The 24,562-nt window shown below is 49.8% G+C and carries 22 protein-coding genes and 2 pseudogenes; 21 read left to right on the top strand and 3 right to left on the bottom strand.

Annotated elements, in window-relative coordinates:
* Positions 1 to 7: 7 nt before the first annotated feature.
* Positions 8 to 743 (bottom strand): annotated as a pseudogene (locus A3OW_RS29055) (mercuric transporter MerT family protein).
* 136 nt (positions 744 to 879) lie between these two features.
* Positions 880 to 1,284, bottom strand: coding sequence for a MerR family transcriptional regulator (locus tag A3OW_RS0108945; RefSeq protein WP_020563098.1), 405 nt, complete (start codon positions 1,282 to 1,284; stop codon positions 880 to 882).
* A 1,616-nt stretch (positions 1,285 to 2,900) separates the two neighbouring features.
* On the opposite strand from A3OW_RS0108945, the gene A3OW_RS0108925 reads away from it, so the two are divergent.
* Positions 2,901 to 3,245 carry a hypothetical protein gene (locus A3OW_RS0108925; RefSeq protein WP_026223446.1) on the top strand — a complete coding sequence of 115 codons (345 nt, stop codon included), beginning with the start codon at positions 2,901 to 2,903 and terminating at the stop codon, positions 3,243 to 3,245.
* Positions 3,246 to 3,710: 465 nt separating this feature from the next.
* On the opposite strand, the pseudogene A3OW_RS27025 reads toward A3OW_RS0108925, so the two are convergent.
* Positions 3,711 to 4,420, bottom strand: a pseudogene (locus A3OW_RS27025) (IS5 family transposase).
* Between the two features lie 377 nt (positions 4,421 to 4,797).
* On the opposite strand from A3OW_RS27025, the gene A3OW_RS0108915 reads away from it, so the two are divergent.
* The 20 genes from A3OW_RS0108915 (at position 4,798) to A3OW_RS0108810 (ending at position 24,552) form a co-directional block, all read left to right on the top strand.
* Positions 4,798 to 5,247, top strand: a complete 450-nt coding sequence (locus A3OW_RS0108915) for a DUF411 domain-containing protein (protein WP_026223445.1) — start codon at positions 4,798 to 4,800, stop codon at positions 5,245 to 5,247.
* Positions 5,248 to 5,485: 238 nt separating this feature from the next.
* Complete coding sequence (locus A3OW_RS0108910) at positions 5,486 to 5,719, top strand: DUF2933 domain-containing protein (protein ID WP_026223444.1); 234 nt, start codon at positions 5,486 to 5,488, stop codon at positions 5,717 to 5,719.
* Positions 5,716 to 6,351, top strand: coding sequence for a methyltransferase family protein (locus A3OW_RS0108905; RefSeq protein WP_020563089.1), 636 nt, complete (start codon positions 5,716 to 5,718; stop codon positions 6,349 to 6,351). The genes A3OW_RS0108910 and A3OW_RS0108905 overlap by 4 nt, the downstream gene beginning before the upstream one ends.
* Positions 6,352 to 6,795 carry a hypothetical protein gene (locus A3OW_RS0108900; RefSeq protein WP_020563088.1) on the top strand — a complete coding sequence of 148 codons (444 nt, stop codon included), beginning with the start codon at positions 6,352 to 6,354 and terminating at the stop codon, positions 6,793 to 6,795.
* 156 nt (positions 6,796 to 6,951) lie between these two features.
* Positions 6,952 to 7,539 (top strand): carboxymuconolactone decarboxylase family protein, encoded by a 588-nt coding sequence (locus A3OW_RS0108895; RefSeq protein ID WP_020563087.1) that lies wholly within the window; start codon positions 6,952 to 6,954, stop codon positions 7,537 to 7,539.
* Positions 7,511 to 8,446 (top strand): FAD:protein FMN transferase, encoded by a 936-nt coding sequence (locus tag A3OW_RS0108890; protein WP_020563086.1) that lies wholly within the window; start codon positions 7,511 to 7,513, stop codon positions 8,444 to 8,446. The genes A3OW_RS0108895 and A3OW_RS0108890 overlap by 29 nt, the downstream gene beginning before the upstream one ends.
* 97 nt (positions 8,447 to 8,543) lie before the next feature.
* Complete coding sequence (locus A3OW_RS0108885) at positions 8,544 to 9,764, top strand: TolC family protein (protein WP_157385853.1); 1,221 nt, start codon at positions 8,544 to 8,546, stop codon at positions 9,762 to 9,764.
* Complete coding sequence (locus A3OW_RS0108880; RefSeq protein ID WP_026223442.1) at positions 9,761 to 10,897, top strand: efflux RND transporter periplasmic adaptor subunit; 1,137 nt, start codon at positions 9,761 to 9,763, stop codon at positions 10,895 to 10,897. The genes A3OW_RS0108885 and A3OW_RS0108880 overlap by 4 nt, the downstream gene beginning before the upstream one ends.
* Positions 10,898 to 10,955: 58 nt before the next feature.
* Positions 10,956 to 11,540, top strand: a complete 585-nt coding sequence (locus A3OW_RS0108875; RefSeq protein WP_020563083.1) for a cation transporter — start codon at positions 10,956 to 10,958, stop codon at positions 11,538 to 11,540.
* A gap of 243 nt (positions 11,541 to 11,783) precedes the next feature.
* A complete protein-coding gene (locus A3OW_RS0108865; RefSeq protein ID WP_020563081.1) occupies positions 11,784 to 12,104 on the top strand; it encodes a hypothetical protein in 321 nt (106 codons plus the stop codon).
* A 224-nt stretch (positions 12,105 to 12,328) separates the two neighbouring features.
* Positions 12,329 to 15,463 carry an efflux RND transporter permease subunit gene (locus A3OW_RS0108860; protein WP_020563080.1) on the top strand — a complete coding sequence of 1,045 codons (3,135 nt, stop codon included), beginning with the start codon at positions 12,329 to 12,331 and terminating at the stop codon, positions 15,461 to 15,463.
* A gap of 9 nt (positions 15,464 to 15,472) precedes the next feature.
* Complete coding sequence (locus tag A3OW_RS0108855) at positions 15,473 to 16,489, top strand: sodium:calcium antiporter (RefSeq protein ID WP_020563079.1); 1,017 nt, start codon at positions 15,473 to 15,475, stop codon at positions 16,487 to 16,489.
* A 110-nt stretch (positions 16,490 to 16,599) separates the two neighbouring features.
* Positions 16,600 to 17,913, top strand: a complete 1,314-nt coding sequence (locus A3OW_RS0108850) for a hypothetical protein (protein WP_157385852.1) — start codon at positions 16,600 to 16,602, stop codon at positions 17,911 to 17,913.
* 37 nt (positions 17,914 to 17,950) lie between these two features.
* Positions 17,951 to 18,706 (top strand): hypothetical protein, encoded by a 756-nt coding sequence (locus tag A3OW_RS0108845; RefSeq protein WP_020563077.1) that lies wholly within the window; start codon positions 17,951 to 17,953, stop codon positions 18,704 to 18,706.
* A 366-nt stretch (positions 18,707 to 19,072) separates the two neighbouring features.
* Positions 19,073 to 19,369, top strand: a complete 297-nt coding sequence (locus A3OW_RS0108835; RefSeq protein ID WP_020563075.1) for a c-type cytochrome — start codon at positions 19,073 to 19,075, stop codon at positions 19,367 to 19,369.
* A 295-nt stretch (positions 19,370 to 19,664) separates the two neighbouring features.
* Positions 19,665 to 20,336 (top strand): class I SAM-dependent methyltransferase, encoded by a 672-nt coding sequence (locus tag A3OW_RS24520; protein ID WP_157385851.1) that lies wholly within the window; start codon positions 19,665 to 19,667, stop codon positions 20,334 to 20,336.
* Positions 20,337 to 20,366: 30 nt separating this feature from the next.
* The gene (locus A3OW_RS28555; protein WP_232422351.1) at positions 20,367 to 20,939 is read left to right on the top strand and encodes a hypothetical protein; all 573 of its coding nucleotides are present in this window, start codon (positions 20,367 to 20,369) and stop codon (positions 20,937 to 20,939) included.
* On the top strand, positions 20,939 to 21,352 hold the full coding sequence (locus A3OW_RS28550; protein WP_232422350.1) for a hypothetical protein: 414 nt from the start codon (positions 20,939 to 20,941) through the stop codon (positions 21,350 to 21,352). Before A3OW_RS28555 ends, A3OW_RS28550 begins: the two co-directional genes overlap by 1 nt.
* Before the next feature lie 433 nt (positions 21,353 to 21,785).
* Positions 21,786 to 23,150: an HD-GYP domain-containing protein gene (locus A3OW_RS0108815; protein WP_157385850.1), complete on the top strand. Its 1,365-nt coding sequence runs from the start codon at positions 21,786 to 21,788 to the stop codon at positions 23,148 to 23,150.
* A gap of 157 nt (positions 23,151 to 23,307) precedes the next feature.
* Positions 23,308 to 24,552 carry a hypothetical protein gene (locus tag A3OW_RS0108810; RefSeq protein ID WP_020563069.1) on the top strand — a complete coding sequence of 415 codons (1,245 nt, stop codon included), beginning with the start codon at positions 23,308 to 23,310 and terminating at the stop codon, positions 24,550 to 24,552.
* Positions 24,553 to 24,562 lie beyond the last annotated feature (10 nt).

The raw sequence follows: 24,562 nt of genomic DNA, 5'->3' as shown, positions 1-24,562 counted from the left end.
CGAATTATTATTGCTTGCGCACGGTTGCAGGATACCCCGCATTCGTGGTGGCCTTTATCAAGGCTTCAAGCGTGGTTTTTTGAGGGTCGAAAGTCACCGTGGCGGTTTTTGCATCCGCGTCGACGGTTACATTTTTCACGCCGTCAACGCCTTGCAGCGCCTTTTTGATGGTGATGGAACACATTGCACAAGTCATATTCTGCATGTCGAACGTAACCGATTGCAGGCTCGCTTGTGCTGGCTCGGGCGCCGCCGCATATACCGTTTGCGTTACAAAAGGAGCGGCTAACAAGCTTAAACAAATAACTGCGGTTTTAATCTCCATGACGGTTCTCCTGTATTTACATAAAAAAGGGCGCGTACCAGGGAAAGGACACCAGTAACGCTAAAAAACCGGAGCCAATCCAGAAAATCAAACGTTGTTTACGTTTAACGTCAGGCGAGGCGCAAACATCGCCTGCTTTGCAACTGTCCGGCACTAAATAGAGTTTGTAAAACCCCAGGCCGATAAAAATCAGCGTTAGAATTAGAAAAAAAGGCCTGACAGTTTCCATTGACGTTAAAGTGCTCATCCAGACGCCGCCAACTCCTAACGATAACAGCAGCAAAGGCCCGACACAGCAGAGGGATGCGCCGACGGCCGCAAGCACGGCTCCTATTCCTAGCCAGGAGGCGGGGGTTTCTTCTACTATATCTTGGGCGTTTGACAGGGTTTTTTCTAATGTTTCTTGCTCGGTTGACATGGTTTTCTCCTGCATAAAAATAAAAAACATAGCCTTGATGGATGGGGCGTTGTGCACCTTAGGGCTTGAATAAGGAGTCTAAACTACGTACACGGGTACGGAGTCAAGAGCGGTTGGGGATTTTTTTAAAGACTGTTTAAAGTTTTGAATCTGACGACGCATCCGCAATGGCGTCAATGAGGGAGCAATGTTGCGCCGCCGGATCGGTTTGGCAGCCTTTAATCAGGCTTTCCAATACGTTGCGCAAGGCAAGCAGGTCTTTTAGCTGATTATCAATGTGCCGGCATTTCTGTTCCGCCATTTTTCTAACATCGTCGCAATGGCCTCCATCCAGCGATAACAATTCTGAAATTTCCTTCAAAGTAAAGCCGAGTTGTTGCGCACGTTTAATAAACCGAATACGGGCAACGGCGCTGGCCGGATAGTGCCGATAACCGCTATAGAGCTTTTCCGGTTCTACTAACAAACCGATACGGTGATAATAGCGAACGGTTTCGACATTCACTCCGGCGGTTTTTGCAAGCTTGCCTATCGTAAACATGATTTATGGATGGTAGATAAAAATTGTGCTGGCATTTTATATACCGCGAATTTACAGGCAATGTCAAAATGAATAAACGAATTGCCTCAACTTAAAAATAACCCAATGACTCGGTAAAAGAAGGGCCGTGCCTCCCATGTATGTAACCGAAAAGAAACGGGTTACGACAATGGGAAAACAAGAACGACGAGCCTATTTGCAGGCTGACCTATCACGCATTTCTGCTCGAACTATGCAAGATCGGCAATATTACCGGCTCATTTACAAAACTTCTCAATAAAAACAATGCGCTAAGCCAAGTTACAATATCCGCATTAAAATCGGCAAAATACGACAATTATTGTATATTAAAATATTTTGAAACAATAAGTTATGTTTTTGTAAGATCGGCATGCCCTCTCCCATTGAAAATCCCTATCGAATTGAACCTTGTCTGCTTGAAAACATTCCGCTTGATCTTGCGGACCGTATAGCGGAACTCACGTCTTTGAGCGAACTGCTGGGAGCGAGATTGCATCCGCGCACGGCTGCGAGCTTGGCTAATTTGGTTCGGATGATGAACTGTTATTACTCGAACCTCATTGAGGGCCACAATACAAAGCCAAGGGATATTGAGCGGGCATGGGCGGACGACCTGGAACAAGACGAATCGCGGCGTAATTTGCAAATCGAAGCTCGGGCGCACATTCGGAAATGAAACCGGAAGCCTTTCTCATTCTGGAAAGAGTTCTGATCATGGGCGAGATGCCCGCGCGGAGAAGCCGGCAGAATCACAGGCTTAAAGAAGTGTAGCGCCAGGATGATACTTTCGGATTTGGTTAACGACGGGATTTTAGCGTCGGCCACCCTTAAAGGACCCGTGTCGCTTCGTTTTACAAGCGATGCGGTCGAAGTTTTGTTTCCCCGGCTTTTTGTCGATCATCGATTTGCTAACCATCATAATGGTGCTCAAATTTTGCACAAGTGAAAATTTTATTTTTATAAGCCATTGTTTACTAATGTGATTACTTGATTTGTCAGTCCAATCGAGCACAGGAGTGGCAATACAGAATGAATGTAGGCTATTGTTTTTACACTATTTTTCAGGTTTTTGTGACTTTGCAACATTGCTTCATTTTAAAAAAATCTTGGATATTTAAGAATCAGAAATTGCTCAAAAAATCGGTATTGATAACAATAATCATAAAACGCCCACAGTACTTTCTACTGACTACTTTTCTCCGAAAATTGGTCTAATTTTTATAATCTCCGTGATAAATTATGTTACACAGCCTTTAACAAAAAGAAGGGCCTCTGAAAACAAGTAAATATTATCGGTCAAATTAGTCAATGTCCCCCTAACATGCATATGCAGGGCATCGTATAGATATTTTATCATTTTCAAACTCAGAGGACTGATGTGTCTAGAACCACCCAGATAGCATACTTAATTCCAAAATTTACAGACAAATGCCAACAGACTTTACATTGTGATTAGCATGAGCATCGCTATAATGCCGTATTCTTTTTCAACTTTCAGTGTCGTTCCCTGTTAAGTAACTGGCAAGATGGTATAGATATTGCTCTATGTTTGCCCGTTATATACAAATTTCTGTCAACTGGTTTGGAGTATGGTGATGAAAAATAAACTATTCATTGTTCTAGTATTATTGTTCGGAGTGTTAGTAGCCTGTAGCGAGATAAAATCGCATCCGATGGATATGAGCGTGGCCGTGCGAAACGCGGGAACCAAGGCCGATCATGAGGCGCTGGCTGAGCATTATGATGCAACAGCGAACGAAATGCAGGCCAAAGTTGAGGAACACAAAAAGCTTCTCGAACAATATCAGGCGAAAAGTTATTTGTATGGCAGACAAGCACCAATTTTTGAACAACACTGTCAAACTTTGATAGGCGTCTATCAGAACGCCGTAACCGAGAACCACGCGATGGCCGAGTTGCATCGGACAATGGCGCAGTAATAATGTTAAGAGTCTTGGTGCGCTTTTTGGCGTAAGGGCGCACCAATTCAGAGCGAAGTAACTATGAAATAATACTTGCTGGGATGTAATTCGATAACAAAAACACATGATTTTTCTGAGACTTGGATATTATCCGAGCTTTTAACAGGTTTTATGCACATTGTTGGTGCAATAATCTTTGTTTTGGTGCGTAATTGCCCTTTGTTGAACTTTTCCATGGCATCCGACAGCTGGCGCTTTTGCTGCACTGCTTGTTATTCGGGATTTTTCCGTAAACGAAAAAATCCTTTTCATCGATTCTTTAATATGTAGACCGACGATCAGTGCATGATCGTTCCGTTGCTGTTATTATCACGGAATTTGCTGGCGATCCGACTATAGGACTGGCTACGGATCCGGCTCTGCGGCATTTGCAACACGATGCCGTAACGCGTTTCACGGTTACAGTTAACCTACAGGGCGTTCTCAATTAAGCCAAATCATGCTGGCGACCAAGTTAAGAATCGATTGATAAGTGATAGCCAGCTGCTCATAGCGCGTGACGATGCGGCGAAAATGTTTCAATTTCAGAAAGCAGCGTTCCACCAGAATGTGCTCTTTATACAATGCCTTATTGCATCTCTCGGGGCTTTTCTATGCCTTCGGCGGAATAACAGGCCGTGCTTGTTGGGTGATAATCGCGGCAATAAAGGCATCGGAATCATAACCTTTATCTCCAACACATAATTTGCCTCAAACCCATTGATAAGCGCTTCCGCCTGGGTGAATTCGGAAGTCTCACCGGAAGTGAGCAATAAGCGAACCGGCTTGCCCAAGGCATCCACCGTTGCATGAATTTTTGTGCTCAAGCCGCCGCGGGACTTGCCCATCGCTTCTTCGTGCTGCTGTTTTTTTTCCCGCGCCGTGTGGATGAACGCGAACGATGCGGCCGTCTACCATCAGATACTCCAGGTCTGGATCATCACTGGCGGCGGCTAAGAGTTTTGCCCAGGTGCCTTTATCACGCGAACGGTGATAGCGCACATTAACCCGATGCCAATGTCCGAAGCAGGCCGGCAGATCTCGCCACGGTGAACCGGTTATGGCAATCCAGAGTACCGCTTCGACAAATAATCGATTATCAGCAGCCGTCTCACACCGCAATCACTGGCTTTACCAGGTAAATGCTCCTTGATCCCTTCCCATTAATCGTCCCTGAGTAGCACCCGTATCATCTTTTTTACGCACAAATACCAGTACCATACACCAGACTGAGCCGTTTTTTAAATTCTAATTGAGAACATCCTGTAGTTAAATGCGACGTAACGTCCCGGGGCATATATTCTATCGTTGGGGGAAAAAATGGATGCGAAGTTTGGCTTGTTTTTTTGTGAGGCTTAAAAGGCCTTGTATAGAATACTGTAGGCTCTGGCCGATTTGACATTATCAGTTGTTTAGCCTTTCTAAGCACAAACCAAGTCCCGGAAGATAACGCAAATGTAATATTCCGGTCAGCCTCCCGTAAGGAACAACTGATTAAACTGGACGCGTTCAAATTAATTGCGAATCAGTCATGAAATCAGTTCTGAAACCACACTTTCGCTCCCTGCTGTTAGTCTTCCTCGTTAGCACCGGCGCCGCTTGGGCGCAAGCTGAGACGCAAGTGGAAGTGTTCAAGAGTCCCCAGTGCGGTTGCTGCGGAAAATGGATCAAACACCTGCAACAAAATGGTTTTCAGGTAAACACCCACGAAGTGAACGACGTTCCGGCAGCGCGGAAAAAACTGGGTATGCCCGATCGCCTGGGTTCCTGCCACACCGCCAGGGTCGGCGACTACGTCATCGAAGGCCATGTTCCCGCCGCCGACATCCAGCGCCTGCTCAAGGAAAAACCCCAAGCTCTCGGCTTGGCCGTTCCCTCCATGCCACCCGGTTCTCCGGGCATGGAAACCGCCAAGCCCGTTCCCTATGAAACCCTGCTTGTCCAGGCGGACGGCAGCACCCGCGTTTTTGCTAGACACTAAACCCTAGGAGAAACCCCATGAAAAGTTTGATTGCCCCGTCCTTACTACAGACCTTACATTCCCATTTTGTATGATATAAACCCTTTGGTGAATTCATCGTGAGTTTCCTCATCTATTGAACTTTAGGCGGTTCTCAATTGGGAGACCCACGATGATTCCCGGAATTGTCAAACTCTTGGAGTCCCCCAGAAAAGCCGAGTGTTTACCTTTGATTAATCAGACAAAAGAGGAGAGCATCATGACCGATGAGCACGAGACGCACCACATCGCCAAGGGCAGGTGGGTGTTTTACGGGTTTCTTTTAATTGCCGGATTCCTGCTGTTCACAGAGCATCGCGCCCATGTGCTTGGCATCCTGCCGTATCTGTTCCTGCTGGCCTGCCCGCTGATGCATTTGTTCATGCATCACGGTCACGGCGGCCATGGACAACATGCCCACAACCACCACAAAACCGATGGGGACAAAAAATGAATGCTCCGTCACCGTCCTATGGGCTCTGGTCGCTGGTCATCATCAATTCGCTGGTATTCATCATCTTCGCCTTCAGCTTCGCCAAGCCGCAAAGCAAGCGCGACTGGCGCTCTTTCGGTGCATTCTCCGCCTTCATCGTGGCACTGTTCACCGAGATGTACGGCTTCCCGCTTACCATTTACCTGCTTTCCGGCTGGCTCACCAAGCGTATTCCCGGCATCGATCCGCTTTCACATGATGCCGGCCATCTGCTGGAAGACCTGTTCGGCTGGCGCGGCAACCCCCACTTCGGACCATTTCACTTGATCAGCAGCGTTCTGATCGTTGCCGGATTCTTTCTGTTATCCAGCGCATGGCGGGTGCTGTACCGGGCGCAACGCCAGCATACCTTGGCCACAACCGGACCCTACGCAAAAATCCGGCATCCACAGTACGCCGGGTTCGTGATGATCATGTTCGGATTCCTGCTGCAATGGCCGACCATCGTGACAGTGGCGATGTTTCCGATTTTGCTCTACATGTATGTCCGACTGGCCCGAACCGAAGAGAGAGAAGCCTATACTGAATTTGGGGAGAAATATTCAAAATATGCTGATCGTGTGCCGGCATTCTTTCCACGATTCGAAATTTAAATGGCGGTTGATGTAGCGAGTCATTATCAACTGAACACTGAACTATACGTTAACAATCCGAAAAAAAATGTCATTTTAACTATTGAATTATTCTGGAGAAAGCCCATGAGAACCAAATCATTAATTTCCCTGTTCATTATTCTCGGATTGCTGGCTGCTTGCGCCGAGAGGAATCCGCATCCGATGGACATGAGCGTGGCCGTGCGAAACGCAGGAACTAAAGCCGATCATGAGGCGCTGGCGGAACACTATGAAGAAGTGGCAAAAGAAATGCAGCTTAAAGTCGATGAGCATAAGAGACTTCTTAGCCAATATGAAGCTAAAAGTTATCTTTACGGTAAACGGGCGCTAGATTTAAAGGCGCATTGCCGAAGGTTAATTAATATTTATGAAAATGCTGCCGAAGAAAACTTGGAAATGGCAAAACTGCATCGGGAGATGTAATGTTTCGTACGAGCAAGGGGATGGGAATGATACCTTTCCCCAATGCGACTTTACAGACTGAAGCCTTAGTCAGAGCGGGCAAACGGCTTAAACGTCAGTCATTGCCCGTACTTTCTTCGGATGAGTCCGGAATTTACTATCTGCTTCGGTGAGGCTATGAGAGTCACAGAAAAACCTCTTGACAGTTATCCATGGTACCTTCGTCCCTTCTTCTGGAATCAAAAAAGAAAATACGGACAAATCCTTAAACCGGCATTGATTTGGGCCAGAGTTCCCAGGTTGTTTGCCGCGATAGCGGTACTCTATGGAGTGCTGGATAGGAAAAGCAGCCCTATCGATCCGGTCATCCGATCCTTGATTACGGTGAGAGTATCGCAAATAAACGAGTGCCGTTTTTGCATTGATATTAACTCTGCCGTGTTAGCACAAAGAACCGGCTCCATGAACAAGGTGGAAGCCCTTGAACGATGGCAAGAAAGCGAGTTGTTTGATAACCAAGAAAGGGTTATTCTGGAATATGTCGAGGCGGTGACGTATACCGATCGGCAGGTTGACGAGAATTTGACTCAGCGCCTCTATGAATACTTTAACGAAGATGAAATAGTCGAACTCACCGGACTCATTGCCTTTCAAAACTTATCCAGCAAATTCAACAGTGCCCTGGATTTGCCGGCACAAGGGTTTTGCCGTTTGCCGGAAAGTGCAGATCGCAATAATGAAAAATCTAACGTACTATCGCCGTGAGTTCAAAGCCATGGGCACTCCGTGCGATATACAACTGTTTGCCCGTGACGAAGCGAAAGCCAGACAGGCTGCGGATGCCGTCATTGCTGATGTGCAAAGACTGGAATCACTATATTCGCGTTACGAGACTGACAGTTTTTTGTCTGAAATCAATCGGGTGGCGGCCATTGGCGGCAGTATCGGCGTGGATGACGAAACTGCCTGCTTGCTGGATTATGCGGTCACTTGCTATGAGCAGAGTGGTGGCCTGTTTGACATCACCGCCAGCATTTTGCGGCATGCCTGGAACTTCGACCAAAACATTCTGCCCGAACAATCGTTGATTGATAAACTGTTGGACAAAGTTGGCTGGCATAAGGTGATCTGGAAAAGGCCTGTGCTGACTTTTTCCGTGCCGGGCATGGAAATTGATTTTGGCGGCATCGTCAAGGAATATGCCGTGGATCGAGCAGCGTCCTTGTGTTACGGACTAGGGATAAGGCATGGCATGGTTAATCTTGGCGGAGACATTAAAGTGATCGGCCCCCGTGTTGATGGCCGTCCCTGGAGGATAGGCATACGGCATCCGCGCAGCCGCGAGGCATTGCTGGGTACCTTGTGGCTGTATAAAGGCGCTCTAGCAAGCAGTGGAGATTATGAGCGTTGCATTCTGGTCAATGGTGTGCGCTACGGACATGTATTAAACCCCAAGACAGGCTGGCCGGTGCGCTATCTTACGGCAGTGAGCGTAGTGGGTGAATTTTGTGTCGTGGCTGGCAGCGCATCTACAATAGCCCGGCTTAAGGAACTCCAAGGACCTGATTGGTTGGAGGAGCTAGGATTACCCCACCTTTGGGTTGATGTGCATAGTGTTTTAGCAGGGTCGATTACTGCAAAGTCTGTCGATTCAATCGTATGGCGGAAGTAAAAGGGAATATCCAGTCATTCAGAGGATTTTTAGCTGCGATAGCGAGAAGTAGTGGATGAAGAGAAAACAGACAATCATTAATTATTTTGTGCTCCTCATGAAATCTGCCTTGCTATGGGCCTGCCTGTTTGTGCCTGCTTGGGCTCTCGCTGCTGAAAACAAAGTCGAAGGGGTGTTACCATTAACGCAACTGATCCAGGAGACGTTAGATCAAAACCCTGACATCAAGGCGGCTGAACGACGCTGGGAAGCCGCGAAGGCCAGGATTCCGCAGGTGCAAACTTTACCCGACCCAAAAATCAACTTAGGTTATCGCGAGTTGAGCGCTCGTGAAACGAGTTACGGTTTCAGCCAGGCCTTGCCGTTTCCGGGGAAGCTGCGCCTGCGCGGTGAAGTCGCGGCGAGCGAGGCCGATATCATCGAACAGGATTATCTGGCAACCGCGCTGCAGGTGATCGCCGCGCTGAAACAGAGCTATTACGATCTGCACTTCATCCATGAGTCTGAAGCGATCTTGGAGAACACACGCCGGGTTTTGGTCCAATTCGAAGCGACTGCTGAAGCCCGCTACGGCGTCGGCCAGAGCGCACAACAGGACATTTTTCGGGCGCAGGCGGAAATTTCCCGGCTGCTGGCCCGTCTAGCGACGCTGGCGCAAAAGAAACAATCCCTGCATGCGGACATTAACCGGCTGTTGAATCGTCCGCCGGCCGATCCTTTAGGATCCCCCGAGGCTATTCAGATGACGCCATTGAAGCATAAGCTGGAAGGGCTGAACTCGCTGCTGGATCAGTCGGCTCCGCTGTTGCTGCAGCGTGCGAAAAGCGTAGAGCGTGGTGGCAAGGCGGTCGAGTTGGCCAAGCGCGACTATTACCCGAATTTCGAGCTTGGTGCTGCAGGGCTCCGTGAAGAGCCGATGGGCAAAAACGGCTACCAGGTGATGCTGAGCGTCGAGGTGCCTTTGTACTTTCAAACCAAGCAAAGTCAGGCGGTGCGCGAGGCGCAAGCCGGACGAGAAGTCGCCGTCGAGGATCTGCAATCGATCCGGCAGGAACTGTTGTTTCGGATCAAGGACAATGTCGTCCAGTCCGAACGGGCCGAACAACTGGTCAAAATCCTCGGTGAAGCAATTATCCCGCAGGCGCGATTGACCTTGGCCTCGGCGCAGGCCGGCTATGCGGTCGGCAAAGTCGATTTTCTAACCTTGCTGAACAGTTTGTTGACCTTGCAGGAAAACGAAATCGAACGGCATGGCGAAATGGTCGAGCATGAGAAGGCGCTGGCGAGACTCGAAGCGATCATTGGAGAACAGCCATGATAAATTTAGTCACTTCCACAAGAGGTTTGCTCCTCATAGGGTTATTGTCAATTCGTTGCGCGGCTGCCGAAAACCAGGATCATGCTGCGCACTCGGCGGCGGCGACCGGTAAGATTCCCAACACAATGACCATCAGCAACGAGCGTCTGCAATCGATTGGCGTCAAATTCGAAGAAGCGACGCGACGGGAAGTCAACAAAACCATTCGCACCGTGGGCCGCGTCGAAACCGATGAACGCCGGTTAGCGCGCGTCAACATCAAGCTGGAAGGCTGGATCGATCAGCTGTACGTGAATACGACCGGTCAGAAAGTCAAAAAAGGCCAGCTGCTGTTCACGCTGTACAGCCCCGATCTGGTTGCCACTCAGGAAGAATACTTGCTGGCCGTGCGCGCCGCGAAGACCTTGGGAACCAGCGACTTTCCAGAAGTTGCGGAAGGGGCGCGCAATATTCTCGAGGTATCGCGCCGCCGCCTGCAATTATGGGATATCGCCGATTATCACATTAAGGATCTGGAACGAACCGGCAAGGTATTGAAGACCCTGCCCTTCCATGCGCCGCTGAACGGTACGGTAATCGAGAAAACCGCTTTGGCCGGAATGCGCGTGATGCCGGGTGAAGTGCTCTATACGATCGCCGATCTGTCGAAAATCTGGGTCATCGCCGATATCTACGAATACGAACTGCCGTTGATCCAAGCCGGACAAACCGCACAGGTGAGCTTGTCTTACGCCCCGCAAACGGTATTTACCGGCCGTATCGCCTTTATCTATCCGACCGTCGACCCCGAAACGCGTACCGCTAAAGTCCGTTTCGAACTGGACAACCCGAAGGAGTTATTGAAGCCCGGTATGTATGCGAATGTCGAACTTGCGGTGCCGCTCGGGACGCGGCTGGCGGTTTCCAAGGATGCGGTGCTGGAATCGGGCGAGCGGCAAATCATCTTCATCCATCATGGCGGCGGCAGATTGGAATGGCGTAACGTCAAAATTGGACTGCGTGGCGGTGATTGGGTGGAAATCGTCGAAGGCTTGAAGGAAGGCGAACACATCGTCACCTCGGCCAACTTTCTGCTCGACTCCGAGAGCCAGCTAAAGGCTGCGGTCGGCGGCATGCCGGGCATGAAGCATTGATTTTTGAAGCATAAGAGGGGGGATCATCATGGCTGGCTGTTGCAATCAGAATTGTGCTTTGGAACGGCTGCAAAAACGGCAGCGCGGCACGTTATGGGCTGTACTCGGCATCAATGTTTTAATGTTTATTGTGATTGTTGCCGCTGCGTTTTATGGCAAGTCATCCGCCCTCCTGTCCGACAGTCTTGATAATCTCGGAGACGCATTGACCTACGGCATCAGCCTGTACGCAGTTTCCAGAGGCGCTGTCTTCAAGGCCAGAGTGGCCTTATTTAAAGGCGCCCTCATTTTTCTAGCTGCTTATGCTGTAGCGGCTCAAGTTGTGTTTAAACTGCTTACGCCAACCCTCCCTCTCTTTGAGGTGATGAGCGTGTTCAGTCTACTGGGTCTCGCCGCCAACTCCCTTTGCCTTTTTCTTTTATGGCGCCACCGCCATGAAGATATCAATATGAGTTCGGTGTGGGAATGCTCTCGTAACGACATTGCCTCGAATTTGTCTGTATTTATCGCCTCCGGAGCGGTTTGGTACACAGGTACAGGGTGGCCTGATATTGTCGTAGCCTCTTGTCTGGTGTTGCTTCTTTTAATATCCGCAATCGGCGTCATGATTGCTGCATTGGAAGAGATTCGGGTACCGGCCTGATATGTTAAGTTTAACCTTTTCTGTTTTCTCACGGAGCGTGAGAACCCGAAAACTTCATCTTCTCTTTATGCCTTTCGGAAGGGCTTCAAGGACGAGATATAGGGGAATTTATGGTCGAGGATATTATCGAATTCCGTGCCAAAAAAAGTCGGTGGCATGGCGGGCATGAAAGGCTGAATTTTTCACAATTTATCAAAGTTTGACTGTAACCTGATTCATGACAACCACAAAAGGAGTAATACCATGAGTTCCTGCTGCCACGACCCCACCGAACCGCCTAGAGCCGATCCCCGAGACGTCCTTCGGGAACAAGAGCACTATGATAATCTGGTCCGTGATCTCTTCACCGGCAACCCTGAAAGAATCCTGCTCCGGTTACTAAACGAATCCAATGCCTATCTCCGGGAACTGGCGGCGCTCAGGGCACATTATCCCTCCGTGCGTCTGCAGGCGATCGCGTTATTGAATGACAAAAGTTTGGATACATTGGAACGTATCTGTCAAAAGGAACCCGATAGTGCATTCGGCGTGGCAGCTCTGCAACGGATCGAGAAACTGAAATAATCCGGCAGTTTTAGTTCCAAAAATTTGTTGAGAAAAGCGGATGGAATCCTTTATCGCCCCACTTGGGCGTTCAGCTTCTAATGGGGTAATGGCAGCCTTGTGGGAAGTGAAGGCATCATACTGAGTTTACGTTCAAGTTTTATGCAGTCCAACATTCTTCCTTATCAGAAGAAAAAGCCAGGCTATCAGGGTGGGAATTTTTCAATGTCAGCATAGAGAATTGCATGGTCGAGAACATCATCGAATTTTGCGCTAAAAACCGCATCATCGTATTCTTGCTGGTTTTCGCACTTTCCGCGGGCGGCTTGTGGGCGATGAAAAACACCCCACTAGACGCCCTGCCGGATTTGTCCGACACTCAGGTGATTGTATATACGACCTGGATGGGGCGATCCCCCGATCTGGTGGAAGACCAGATCACCTATCCCATCATCACGGCGCTTCTGTCCGCACCCAATGTGACGGTCGTACGGGGATTTTCGGATTTCGGCTACTCCTACGTCTATGTCCTCTTCAAGGACGGCACCGATATTTATTGGGCGCGCTCGCGGGTGCTGGAATACCTCAACCAGCTCTCGGGGCGCCTGCCGGAAGGCGTGACACCGCAGCTTGGGCCGGACGCCACGGCGGTGGGCTGGGTGTTTCAATACGCGCTGGTCGATGAAACCGGGCAACAAGATCTCGCGTCGCTGCGCTCGTTCCAGGACTGGTATTTGCGCTACTGGCTCCGCGCCGTGGACGGCGTGGCCGAAGTTGCCAGCGTGGGAGGTTTCGTGCGCCAGTATCAGATCAATCTCGATCCCACCAAAGTGCTGGCCTATCGGCTTAACCTGAACGAGATCATCGAGAAGGTGCGCATGAGCAACCTTGATGTCGGCGGCCGGGTCGTCGAGTTTTCCGGCATCGAATACATGATCCGGGGGCGAGGTTATATCAAATCGACCGCCGATGTCGAGCAGATCGCGGTCGGCGCCAGCCCGAGCGGCACGCCGATCCTGCTGCGCGAGGTCGCCACGGTCAGCCTGGGGCCGGACATGCGGCGAGGGTTGGTCGAGCTTAACGGCCAAGGCGAGGCGGTGGGCGGCGTCGTTATCATGCGCTACGGCCAGGATGCCACGGAGGTGATTGATCGCGTCAAAGCCAAACTCAAGGAGATCGAGCCGTCTCTTCCCACAGGGGTCAAAATCGTCACTGCCTACGACCGCAGTGACTTGATCAAGGAGGCTGTTTCCACCGCCAATGAAAACCTGATAGAGGAGTTGATCACGGTCAGCGTCTTGATCATCGTCTTCCTGCTGCATTTCCGCTCCGCCCTGATTCCCATCATCACCTTGCCCATCGCCATCCTGATCGCTTTTATTCCGATGTATTTCCTTGGGGTCGGCATGAATATCATGTCCATCGGCGGCATCATCGTTGCCGTCGGCGACATGGTGGACGCCTCCATCGTGATGGTCGACAATGCTCACCGTCGCCTGGAGGAATGGGAGCGCGGCGGCCGCGTGGGCGACCGCAACCGTGTGCTCATCAATTCCGCCAAGGAAGTGGGCCCTCCTATTTTCGCCTCGCTGCTGGTGATCGCCGTCGCCTTCATGCCGGTCTTCACCCTGGAGGGTCAGGAAGGCCGCTTGTTCAAACCGTTGGCATTGACCAAAAACCTGTCCATCGCCATGAGCGCAGTAATCGCGGTCACCCTGATCCCGGCCTTGCTGTCCCTTTTTATCAGAGGGAAAATCATCCCGGAGCAGCGCAACCCGATCAGTCGCTTGCTGCAGTGGGCTTACGCGCCTGTTCTCAGGCTCGCGCTGCGCTACCGAACAATTCTTGTCGCCATGGCTATCTTGCTTATCGCCAGCATCGCGTTGCCGTATCAGCGCATGGGTTCGGAATTCATGCCACCGATGTATGAAGGTACCATTCTATATATGCCCACCACGCTGCCGGGTATCTCAGTCACCGAAGCGGGGAAGCTCTTGCAACAAATGGATAGGAAACTTAAGGCGTTTCCAGAAGTCGAGCATGTATTCGGCAAGTCCGGCCGCGCTGAAACCTCCACCGATCCGGCCCCTTTCAGCATGATGGAAGTCGTGGTGGAACTCAAATCCAAGGGGCAATGGCGAGAGGGCCTGGGTTACGAAGACCTGATCGCCGAGATGGATCGTGCCTTGCAGTTTCCAGGCGTGACCAATACCTGGTCCATGCCAATCAAGGCGCGCATCGACATGCTCACCACTGGCGTGCGCACGCCAGTAGGCATCAAGATATTCGGGCCAGACCTCAAAAAAATCGAGGAGATCGGTAAGGCCATAGAGATGATTGCCAAAGAGGTTCCCGGCACTCGCAGCGTTTACGCGGAACGGGTTTCGGGCGGCTATTTTCTCGACTTCGTCATCAAGCGCGATGAGATCGCCCGTTATGGCTTCACGGTGATGGATGTCAGCAAGATCATCGAGTCGGCCATTGGCGGGGAAAGCATTACCACCACCATTGAGGGACGCGAGCGCTATCCCGTCAATGTGCGTTATTTGCGTGAACTACGCGACGACTTGTCCAAACTGGGACGAGTGTTGGTGAGCACTCCGAATGGTGCACAGGTGCCCATCACTCAGCTCGCGGAGCTACGCATGGTCAGCGGCCCGGCGATGATACGGGACGAGGACGGCATGCTGTCCGGTTACGTCTACGTAGACATGGCCGGGCGGGATGTCGGCGGTTATGTAGAGGATTTGAAGCGTATCGTGAAGGAAAAAATCGAGTTGCCGGCAGGCTACACATTGACCTGGTCGGGACAATACGAATTCATGGAGCGGGTGCAAGAGCGCCTCAAGATATTTGTGCCGCTAACCCTCGCGATCATCTTCGTCTTGTATTACTTCACATTCCGTTCCGTCGCCGAAACGCTGATGGTGATGCTGGGTGTGCCGCTGGCTCTGGTCGGGGGCGTATGGGCGCTGTATGGTTTAGGATACAACATGAGTATCGCCGTTTGGGTGGGTTTAATCGCGCTGGCGGGGGTCGCCGCCGAAACCAGCGCCGTGATGCTGTCCTACTTGGATGAAGCCGTCCGGAGACGCCAGGAAGCCGGACAGTTGCATTCGCTAACCGATTTACTGGAAGCCGTACAAGCTGGCGCGATGGAGCGCATCAGGCCGGTCATGATGACAGGTCTGGCCAATATCGTCGGGTTGTTTCCGGTTATGGTTGCCACCGGCACCGGTGCCGACGTGATGAAGCGAATCGCGGCACCTATGATCGGCGGCATCGGTTCGGCCATGCTATTGACGTTGCTGGTCATCCCGGCGCTTTATGTGATTTGGCGTTGGCATAAAGACATCAGACGCCTTTCGGTAAGCGAATAGGAACTCAAAATGATGGCCATACTGTTAGTGGCGATGTTGCTCGTTATTCTCATTGCCGCCGAGATTTTTACCAATGCGCTAGAACATCTTGGGACTCGGCTTCATATCTCTGAAGGCGTGACTGGATCGCTGCTGGCGGCAGTGGGAACCGCTCTGCCCGAAAGTATGGTGCCCCTTATTGCGGTTTTCGCCGGCACAGAGCGCGTTAATGTCAATGAGGAAATTGGCGTTGGTGTAATTCTTGGCGCCCCGCTCATGTTGTCAACCTTGTCCCTCAGCTTGATGGCTTTCTCGGTATTGAGACAACGTGGATTCAAAGGGCAACTCACCCCGGAGCTATCGGGACTTACGCGCGATCTCGATTGTTTCCTGCTGGCCTACGGCATTGCCGCTATCGCATTGATTGTTCCCCATAATCCCCGGTATTTCCTGGCGATCCATGTAGCGCTCGTCGCCGCATTGGTGTTGACTTACTTTATCTATATGCTGCTTACCATAGGCAAGTCGGCCCAATTGGTCGAAGATGGACGCGGCACGCATGCAGACTCCCGCCTGTATTCATGTTACCTGGGACTACCTAACTACATGGTTGTAATCCTATCCCAGCTTGTACTTGGGTTGGGGTTGGTGGTATTAGGTGCCAAAGGCTTTGTCCACGCCGTGGAACATGTGTCACGGGACCTTGGGATCTCGGTGCTGTTGATGTCTTTGCTCATCATTCCCATTGCGACCGAACTCCCGGAAAAGATTAATAGCATCCTATGGATCCGCCGACGCAAAGATACCCTGGCTTTCGGCAATATTACCGGTGCGATGGTATTCCAGGGAACGATCCTGCCTTCCATCGGGATATTGCTCACCCCGTGGACGGCATTACGTGTAGAAGTACTTACAGGTGTACTGGTGACTTTTGCTGCCGCGCTTTGGCTCAGGTTGGCGATCCGGCGCGGTTATTTACAGGTCTGGCAGTTCGGCATTAATGGAGCATTGTACCTTAGCTACCTCATTGCCATACTGGTGCGTTAATCTCAGAGTAGCGGCCATCTAACTAATGCTACGGAAATCTGCTCGGAAAACAAAAATGATAAAAAGAGTCGCAGGTAGTCACTAGATCATATCAATAGAGGTGAATGAATATGGCAAGGTTTCGGATAGGAATTACAGTATTTCTCGGATTATTGGCTTCAGCCAACATCTACGCCGTCCCCAGCATGGGACGCCAGACAGGTATGCAGTGCTCCTCCTGCCATACGGTCTTCCCGGAACTGACGCCGTTCGGGCGGCAGTTCAAGTTGCGCGGCTTCAGTCAAAAAGCTCCCAATGTCAAATTTCCTGCCTCGCTCCCTATTTCAGCCCTATTGCAGGTTTCCTGGGTTTCTACCCAGAAAACGAAAAATACAGATCCAGAGAATTTTCCCCATAACGATGAAGTCATCCCGCAGGCGGTAGGTTTATATTATGGAGGGAAAATAACCAAGAAATCGGGGGCTTTAATCCAAGCCTCTTATGACGGCATAGAGGACAAGGTCGTGGTGGAGATGTTTGACGCCCGCTATGCCGATAGCCTTTCTTTTGCTGATAACCAGGAGATGGTTTATGGTCTTACGCTCAACAATAATCCGACGCTGTCGGATATCTATAACAGCACACCGCAATGGAGTTTTCCCCATGCCGAAACGGCTGCACTGTCACCGGCCGCGCGAACACAGATCGACACAACACTGGCTAGCCAAGTAGGAGGCTTGGGTGTCTATACCTTATGGGATAATCTGGTCTATGGGGAAGTGGCCTTTTATCGTAGCGCCAGACGAGGGTTGCTACGTCCGTTGGGTGCTGGCGTCCCAACAGAAAACGTAGTAAATGACTTTGCACCCTATTGGCGTGTTGCCTTACAACACGAATGGGGATCTCATAGCTTGGCGGCGGGAACCTACGGCATGGTGGCTGACGTTTTTCCGGACCCCGATAATACGGGAGGGCCTGCAGATCGTTTTACGGACGTTGCCCTCGATGCCCAATACCAGTATATCGGCGGAGAGCATATTGTTAGCACCGCTGCGACCTGGATCAGGGAAGCGCAAGACTGGAATGCAAGTTTTGCCCAAGGCTTCACGTCTAATAAATCGGATGTTCTGCAAACTTTCAGGATTGATGCCCATTATTACTATCAACGCCTTTTTGGCGGCGGCATCCAGTTTTTTTCCACCTGGGGCAATAGCAATGCTCTCAAATACAACACCGGAGAGCCGGTTACAGGCAGCGCCAACGGCAAGCCAAACAGCAATGGCTTGATTGCAGAACTAAATTATCTGCCTTTGTCAAATGTGAAACTGGCGGCACGGTATACAGCCTATGGACAATTCAATGGAGCCAGCCACAACTATGACGGGTTCGGCAGAAATGCGTCCGACAATAACAGCATTTTTTTGCTGGCCTGGCTCTTGTTTTGAAGCCAAAAGCTTCTAGCTACGATAGATGGAGGCATCCATGCAAGCGCTTGTGAAATCACGTTTTTCTTTAAAGATCCTGCCGGCGTCCCTGCGCCTATTGTTTAGCGTTTTTTTACTGACGATAGGAATAGGATATTTGGCGGCGCTGTTCTATTTGTTTCTTGTGGACGTAGATCCACACAAAAGGATGGGGATGGGGTTAGTCGAAGGAATTACCATGAAATATCACGGCGTGCCAAGCAATTCCCGCCTTGAATCTGCTCTGCGAGGGATAATGTCGAATAAGATCACCTCTTCGGAAAAAGAGGAGGTGTTTCATTGGATAAACACGGGGGCGTCAGTTGAAGGTTATCGAGAAAAGGTAAAACCGCTGTTGGATAAAAGCTGCGTTATTTGCCACAACGCAAAGTCGAATCCTTCCGTTCCGTCCTTAGCCACCTATGAAGAAGTCCGCGAAGTGACACGCATTGACATGGGACCAAGCCTAGATCAGCTTGCACGTGTATCTCATGTTCATTTGTTCGGTATCAGCATCATTTTCCTTCTGACTGGAATGATATTTTCGCTGAGCGAAATCACCTCAGCCTTGAAATTGCCCATCCTTGTGATACCTTACGTCGCGATCTGGATAGATATCGGATCCTGGTGGATCACAAAGTATCAACCCTTTTTTGCCTATATTGTCATTATTGGGGGAGGCTTAATGGGTCTGGCGCTGGCTGCACAGATCCTTATTTCACTATGGGAAATGTGGTTAAAAAAACAGGGCACTGCACCTGTCGATCCAAACTAAGCATAGGAGGATAGAAAAAGGGGAAACGAGATCAACAAGCAAAAAGGGAATATTCTACCCTTTAGAACGCCTGATATTATGCTGCTAGCGATTTTCATTTTCTTCATTGGAAATGAAGGCAACTGGATCAGAAGATCAACGCAAGGTCGTTGATGAAGTGGAAATAGCCGAGGGGGTTTTGCTAGTCGAAATGGCCCTGCTCATCCCGGGAAGCATGCTACGCGTTCAATGCGCGACGGGTTCGCTTCGGGTTCAGAATAGCACCCATGTTTGTTTCGCTATTCGGCAGCAATATCGGGAAACACGCTACCGAATAAAAAATAAATTTTTCAAGCAATTCCAATCTTTCAATGACAGGAGAAAACTATGAAATTCATGCTTACCACCAGCGCCGTCTTAGCTGTTTTTTTATTTGCGACACAGTCTCACGCAGCCGATGGTCAGGAAGTATATAGCAACAACTGTGCTGTCTGCCATGACGCTATGCCGCCCAAAATGGGTGACAAACAAGCATGGGAGCCGCGTCTCAAACAAGGCCAGGACGCCCTGATGGCCGCTGTCGTAAACGGCAAAGGCACAATGCCGCCCAAAGGCGGTAATTCCTCTTTGTCCGAGGAAGACATTAAAGCCGCATTGAACTATATGTTGGATCAAGTCAAGTGACCGCTATGGGCTTAGGCGATGCAGCGTCATACAACATCGACCAGTCCCTAGCCGTGCTCATGCATTATGGGGATTGCCGGTTACAGGCTTTTCGCAAAGGTGTCTGGCGCCACATACTTTCTGCAGGGATTTTGGGCATTATAAAGCTCAAAATCCCTGCAAGAATTCAGATTCAGGTCAAATGCGTATAAAGACGAGCGCAGCGCGTGACAACGAATAAAAAGGGGAGATTCGATAGCAAATGCGACCGGAATCTTGGGTAGCCTTGAGAATTTGGACATTTTTCGGGGGGCACTTGGCCTGGATTCTGGCCCTGATCGTGGCGTTCAGAGGCGAGTTACTGTGGGCTTTGGCGTTTGTCCTGTTCGCCCTCGGCGCCGACACAGCGGGCCGGATTTGGAGCCGCAAGTGTCCCATTCCTATGCCTTATTCCATGCGTTGGGTGCTATTTTTCCCCAGAGGCCCACATTCGCCGAAGCGGTTTAAGGAAGTTCTTCAACCCCGTAGCGGAGAACGCATCCTGGAGATCGGACCGGGGATTGGTATTCATGCGCTTCCGATAGCGGCTGCATTGCTTCCGGACGGCGTGCTCGATGTTCTCGATGTGCAACAAGCAATGCTTGACGACTTGGTACTGCATGCCGCGAAACGCAATATCGGCAACATTGTGCCGAAACAAGGAGATGCTCAGCAGCTTCCTTATGCCGACCGATTCTTCGACGCGGCATATATGGTTGGGGTGCTGGGGGAAATCCCGGAGACGGCTGCAGCACTTGCTGAACTCCGGCGAGTCCTGAAGCCCGGCGGCCGGCTCGTCATCAGCGAACTGCTCATCGATCCGGATTTCATATCGCTTTCGGCTCTACGCGAGATGGCCAAGATCTCGGGTTTTGTATTCCAGCGGAGTATCGGTCCAAGCTTTGCTTACTCCGCCGTATTCCGTCCTGTGGAAGCAAAACGCTTATAACGAGAAATAGTAAGAGGTTCGACTATCTCAATGGAGATTTCAGCATTAATCGGATTGATCGATCGCTATAAGGCCGATCCGGAATCCGTGTTCAACACCTGGTTTGTAAATGAGGAAGAGCGCATGAAAGCCTTCCGCGCGATACGGCGCGGTGTGCGCGATGTGGTGGTCAGCATCGTTGACGGGAGTATCGGCAATGATTTCAAAGGCTCATCCTTGGAGGTGGTGCTGACCGCGATCACCGAACAGAAGCAGGTTTTTGAAGGGGCGGCCCATCCGTTCTACTGGAAACCCAAGCTCCGCATCCCGGACATCTACGAAAACGAGATCAATAAACGCACGTTTGGCGCTTTTCTCAACACCCGTCTCAATACTACGCAGTCGGATTGGGTATTAACCGAAATGAGCCGCCTTTTAATACCTCCATGGTCAATGGCTTCAATGCACTGTTCACGGACAACAAGAAACTCGGCTCCTGGGAGGGTTATCTGGCAATGCGCGAGATCGTCACTCAGACGAACGATCAGGTACGGAATCATCTATCAAAAGATCTCGGTGTGTTTGCGGGCTTGCTGTATGAAATCGGCTCGGGGCGGCTACTGATGCCCGGCAACGCGCAAGCCGTCCTCGCTACGGAAAAGGCAAAAGCCGAGAAAACCGCCAAGTCTCGACATGCAGCGATAGTAGAGGAGCAGCGCGAAGAATCCGAGCATACGCGAATTCAACATCTGCTGATTACGATTGGCCGCGCACTCAACTTAGCGGTGCACGTGGCACGCAATGACCGTCATCGTGCCTGCGATGGTGAAGCCTTTGCCTTGCTCACCGTGCCTGAATTGCCTGCCAGGGACTGGTCGCGAGAAGTGATGGAAACGGTGAGCCTGATCGATCTGATCTGGCTGAAACCGGAAACAGGGGAAATCGTCAGCGCATTCGAAGTCGAGAAAAGTACTTCCATCTATTCCGGCATTCTCCGGTTAGAGGATTTGGCGAGATCGATTCCCCACCGCCTATGAGATTTTTATCTGGTGGCGCCGGATCGCCGTGAGAAAGAAGTGATGGCGCAATTGCCCCGTCCTGCTTTTCGTGAAAATCTTGCCGACGTTCCCATCGCCTTCATTCCGTTCAGTGATCTGTGCGAACACTGTAAAGCCCTTTGTATCTTTGGCGAAGATCATTCCATTTTGAGAAAGATTGCCCGAACCCTTCAGTAAAATTAGTATTTAGAACCATGTTTAAAGTCATCCTTAACTGCATCCGCTCCATTGGTATCGTAAAGCTCGTTTCTGCCGTTACCCTTCTGCTGGTGGTCATCCCCGCATTAAACGCCTGCGCTGCACCCCATTACGCCGGCCAGAGAGTATCGCCTTTTTCGTGCAAATCGTACCAGTGTAACAGCCAGGTTCGGAGCCGGAAAAACAAGTTCGGCAGATACTGAAGGCGAACTCCATGAAGACACGATCGAAACCCCCAATGAAACAGGCCAGCGCGGACCCCCGAAACGCACTTCTTGCCAGCATGCTCATTCATCGAAAAATCCTGATCCGGTTGTTTTGGGGGTGGTTAATGTTGAGCCTGGTGGTGAGCGGTATCGTGTTGACCCTGGAAATCTATAGGGTCGAAGCATGGGTTTATCAGTTGGCTCTCAAGGAGTCAGCCAGCTTCAGCGGAGAAGCCGCCCATAATTTAGACAGCATCGATCGGAGCGCCTTTGAGCATTTGACTAAGCTGGCTCGTCAGTTGGTCGAGCAACACTTCCTTGTTGTCGAGTTGTACGACAGAGGCCAGCAACTTAAACTTGAAGCCGTCCGGAGTGGAAAAGAGTTGTCCGAACAGACAATTGACCAATATCGGCATAGGTTTCCTAATGAACAGGAGTTTTCCCATCAACTGCACTTCGTTAACGGCGAATGGTTGCTGGTCATCGTGGTTCCTCTGAAGGACGCCAAAAATACGAAAATTGGCTACTTCGAGGGTATCTACCAGGTAGACCGGGAAACGTTGGTCGGTATTGAACAGGAGATTTTTCGCACGCTGGCCTTCGTGACACTCGGCATTTCCCTGACGACTTTACTGATGTATCCCATCATGCTTAATCTCAACCGGTGGCTTATCAGCCTATCCAATACGCTGTTGAAAGGTAATCTGGAGCTGATGAATGCGCTCGGTTATGCAATTGCTGAGCGCGATTCCGACACCAATAGTCACAATTATCGCGTAACTTACTACGCCTTGCGGCTGGGCGAGGCCATCGGGCTCGCGCCGGAAAACATGCGTCATCTAATCGCCGGCGCCTTTCTACACGATATCGGCAAAATCGGTATCCGCGATCCGATTCTGCTCAAACCGGGCAAATTGACGCAGGAAGAGTTCGAAGTCATGAAAACTCACGTATTGCTGGGCGTCGATATTCTGAGTAAATCGAGCTGGCTCGGCGGCGCCAGGGACGTCGTCGAATTTCATCATGAAAAATACGACGGCAGCGGCTACCCGCAAGGGCTTAAGGGCAAAGCAATTCCACTGAATGCCAGGATATTTGCCATCGTGGATGTATTCGATGCTCTGACTTCCCATCGCCCATACAAGAAACCGTGGCCGGTGCCGGACGCCATCGCTGCGCTCGAACGGGACAGCGGCAGCCACTTCGACCCGCAACTGGTGGGGGTTTTTGCAAGGATTGCACACCGTCTTCATGAAGAGATGAGCAGCCTTGAGGAACATCGAATGGAGATGATGCTGCAGCACCTCATTGGTTACTATTTTTTGGCCGCCCCCAACGGAGCCGCTGCCAAAAAACATAGCGCTCTATATTAGAGTAATGAAGCTGAAAATTACCAATGACAGCAAAAAACAAACCGTCTGCCCAAGGGCGTAAAGGCAAAGAAGCCTGTTTAACCTGGCTCTTTTTTGGCCGAGCATGACGCATTTAGACTTATAATTTCAGTGCGCAGCTTCTGTAAAATAATAAAAGATGAATAACCTCTTACAAATTATTACACAATATAAAACCGATACGCAGAGCGTTTACAATACTTGGTTTATTGATAATGACCAACGGCTAAAAGCCTTTCGTACCATTCGCAGAGGGGTTTTACAGGTTGTCGACGATATTAAAAATAAAGCTTTTCCAAACGATTTCAAGGGGAGTTCTTTAGAATTTGTTTTGGACTGCATTGCCGAACAAAAACAAGTATTTGTCGGGGTATCGCACCCGTTTTATTGGAAACCTAAGTTACGTATACCCGACATCTATGAAAATCAAATTAATAAAACTGCCTTTGGTCAATTTTTAGAAAACTGCCTCAATGCTAAATCGGAAGAGCAAATTATTAAGGAAATAGTGCGGTTAGATGCGTTAAAAATTAAAGGCTTGGGTCCTGCCGTGGGAAGTATTTTATATTTTTTGCACCCAACTTTATTTCCGCCTTTCAATACGGCTATCCTCAATGGCTTCAATGCTTTATTTAATGATAAAAAGAAATTAGGCTCGTGGACGGAATACCTAAAAATCAGAGAAATATTAATTGAAACCAACAACAAACATAAAGCTTTACTTTCTAATGATCTAGGGGCGATTGCGGGATTGTGTTTCGAAATTGGTACACAAAAGATGCTCATCGGCGATGATGAATATTTAAGTGAACATGAGCGGAATAAATTAGAGAGAAACATTGAAAAACGCCAAAAAGAAATTCAAGATGAAAAACAGGAAGAAAACCTTCATTACGAAATGCAGTTTCATCTGTTGAAAATCGGTCAAAGATTAGGTTACGATGCTTTTGTGGCTTCAAATGACCGTTCAAGGTCATATGCGGGAGTTAGTTTTTCGTTTATGAGTCCCGATAAATATCCGGCTATCAATTGTGATAAGGAAACTGCCAGTACTATAAGATTGATAGATGTGTTATGGTTTGAGAAAGGGACAAATAATGTGATTTGTGCCTTTGAAGTTGAAAAAAGCACCAGTATTTATTCGGGAATTTTACGACTGACCGATCTTTCTTATTCCATTGCTACCGGCAATGAAACTTTTTATTTAGTTGTACCTGACAGTAGAGAAAAGGATGTAGTTTTACAACTCTCACGCCCTTCGATTAGGCAAATCAAAACCCCAATCAAATACATTTTATTTTCAGAACTTCAGCAGCACTGTGAGGCACTTTGTAAGTTTGGGGACAACCACCAAATAATGCAAAAAATTGCAAAACCCGCGTGACCCAAGCATA

The sequence above is a fragment of the Methylosarcina fibrata AML-C10 genome, from assembly GCF_000372865.1.
Classification (GTDB): Bacteria; Pseudomonadota; Gammaproteobacteria; order Methylococcales; family Methylomonadaceae; genus Methylosarcina; species Methylosarcina fibrata.
Note: the sequence above shows the minus strand (reverse complement) of the source record. Positions and strands in the feature narration are given on the sequence as shown.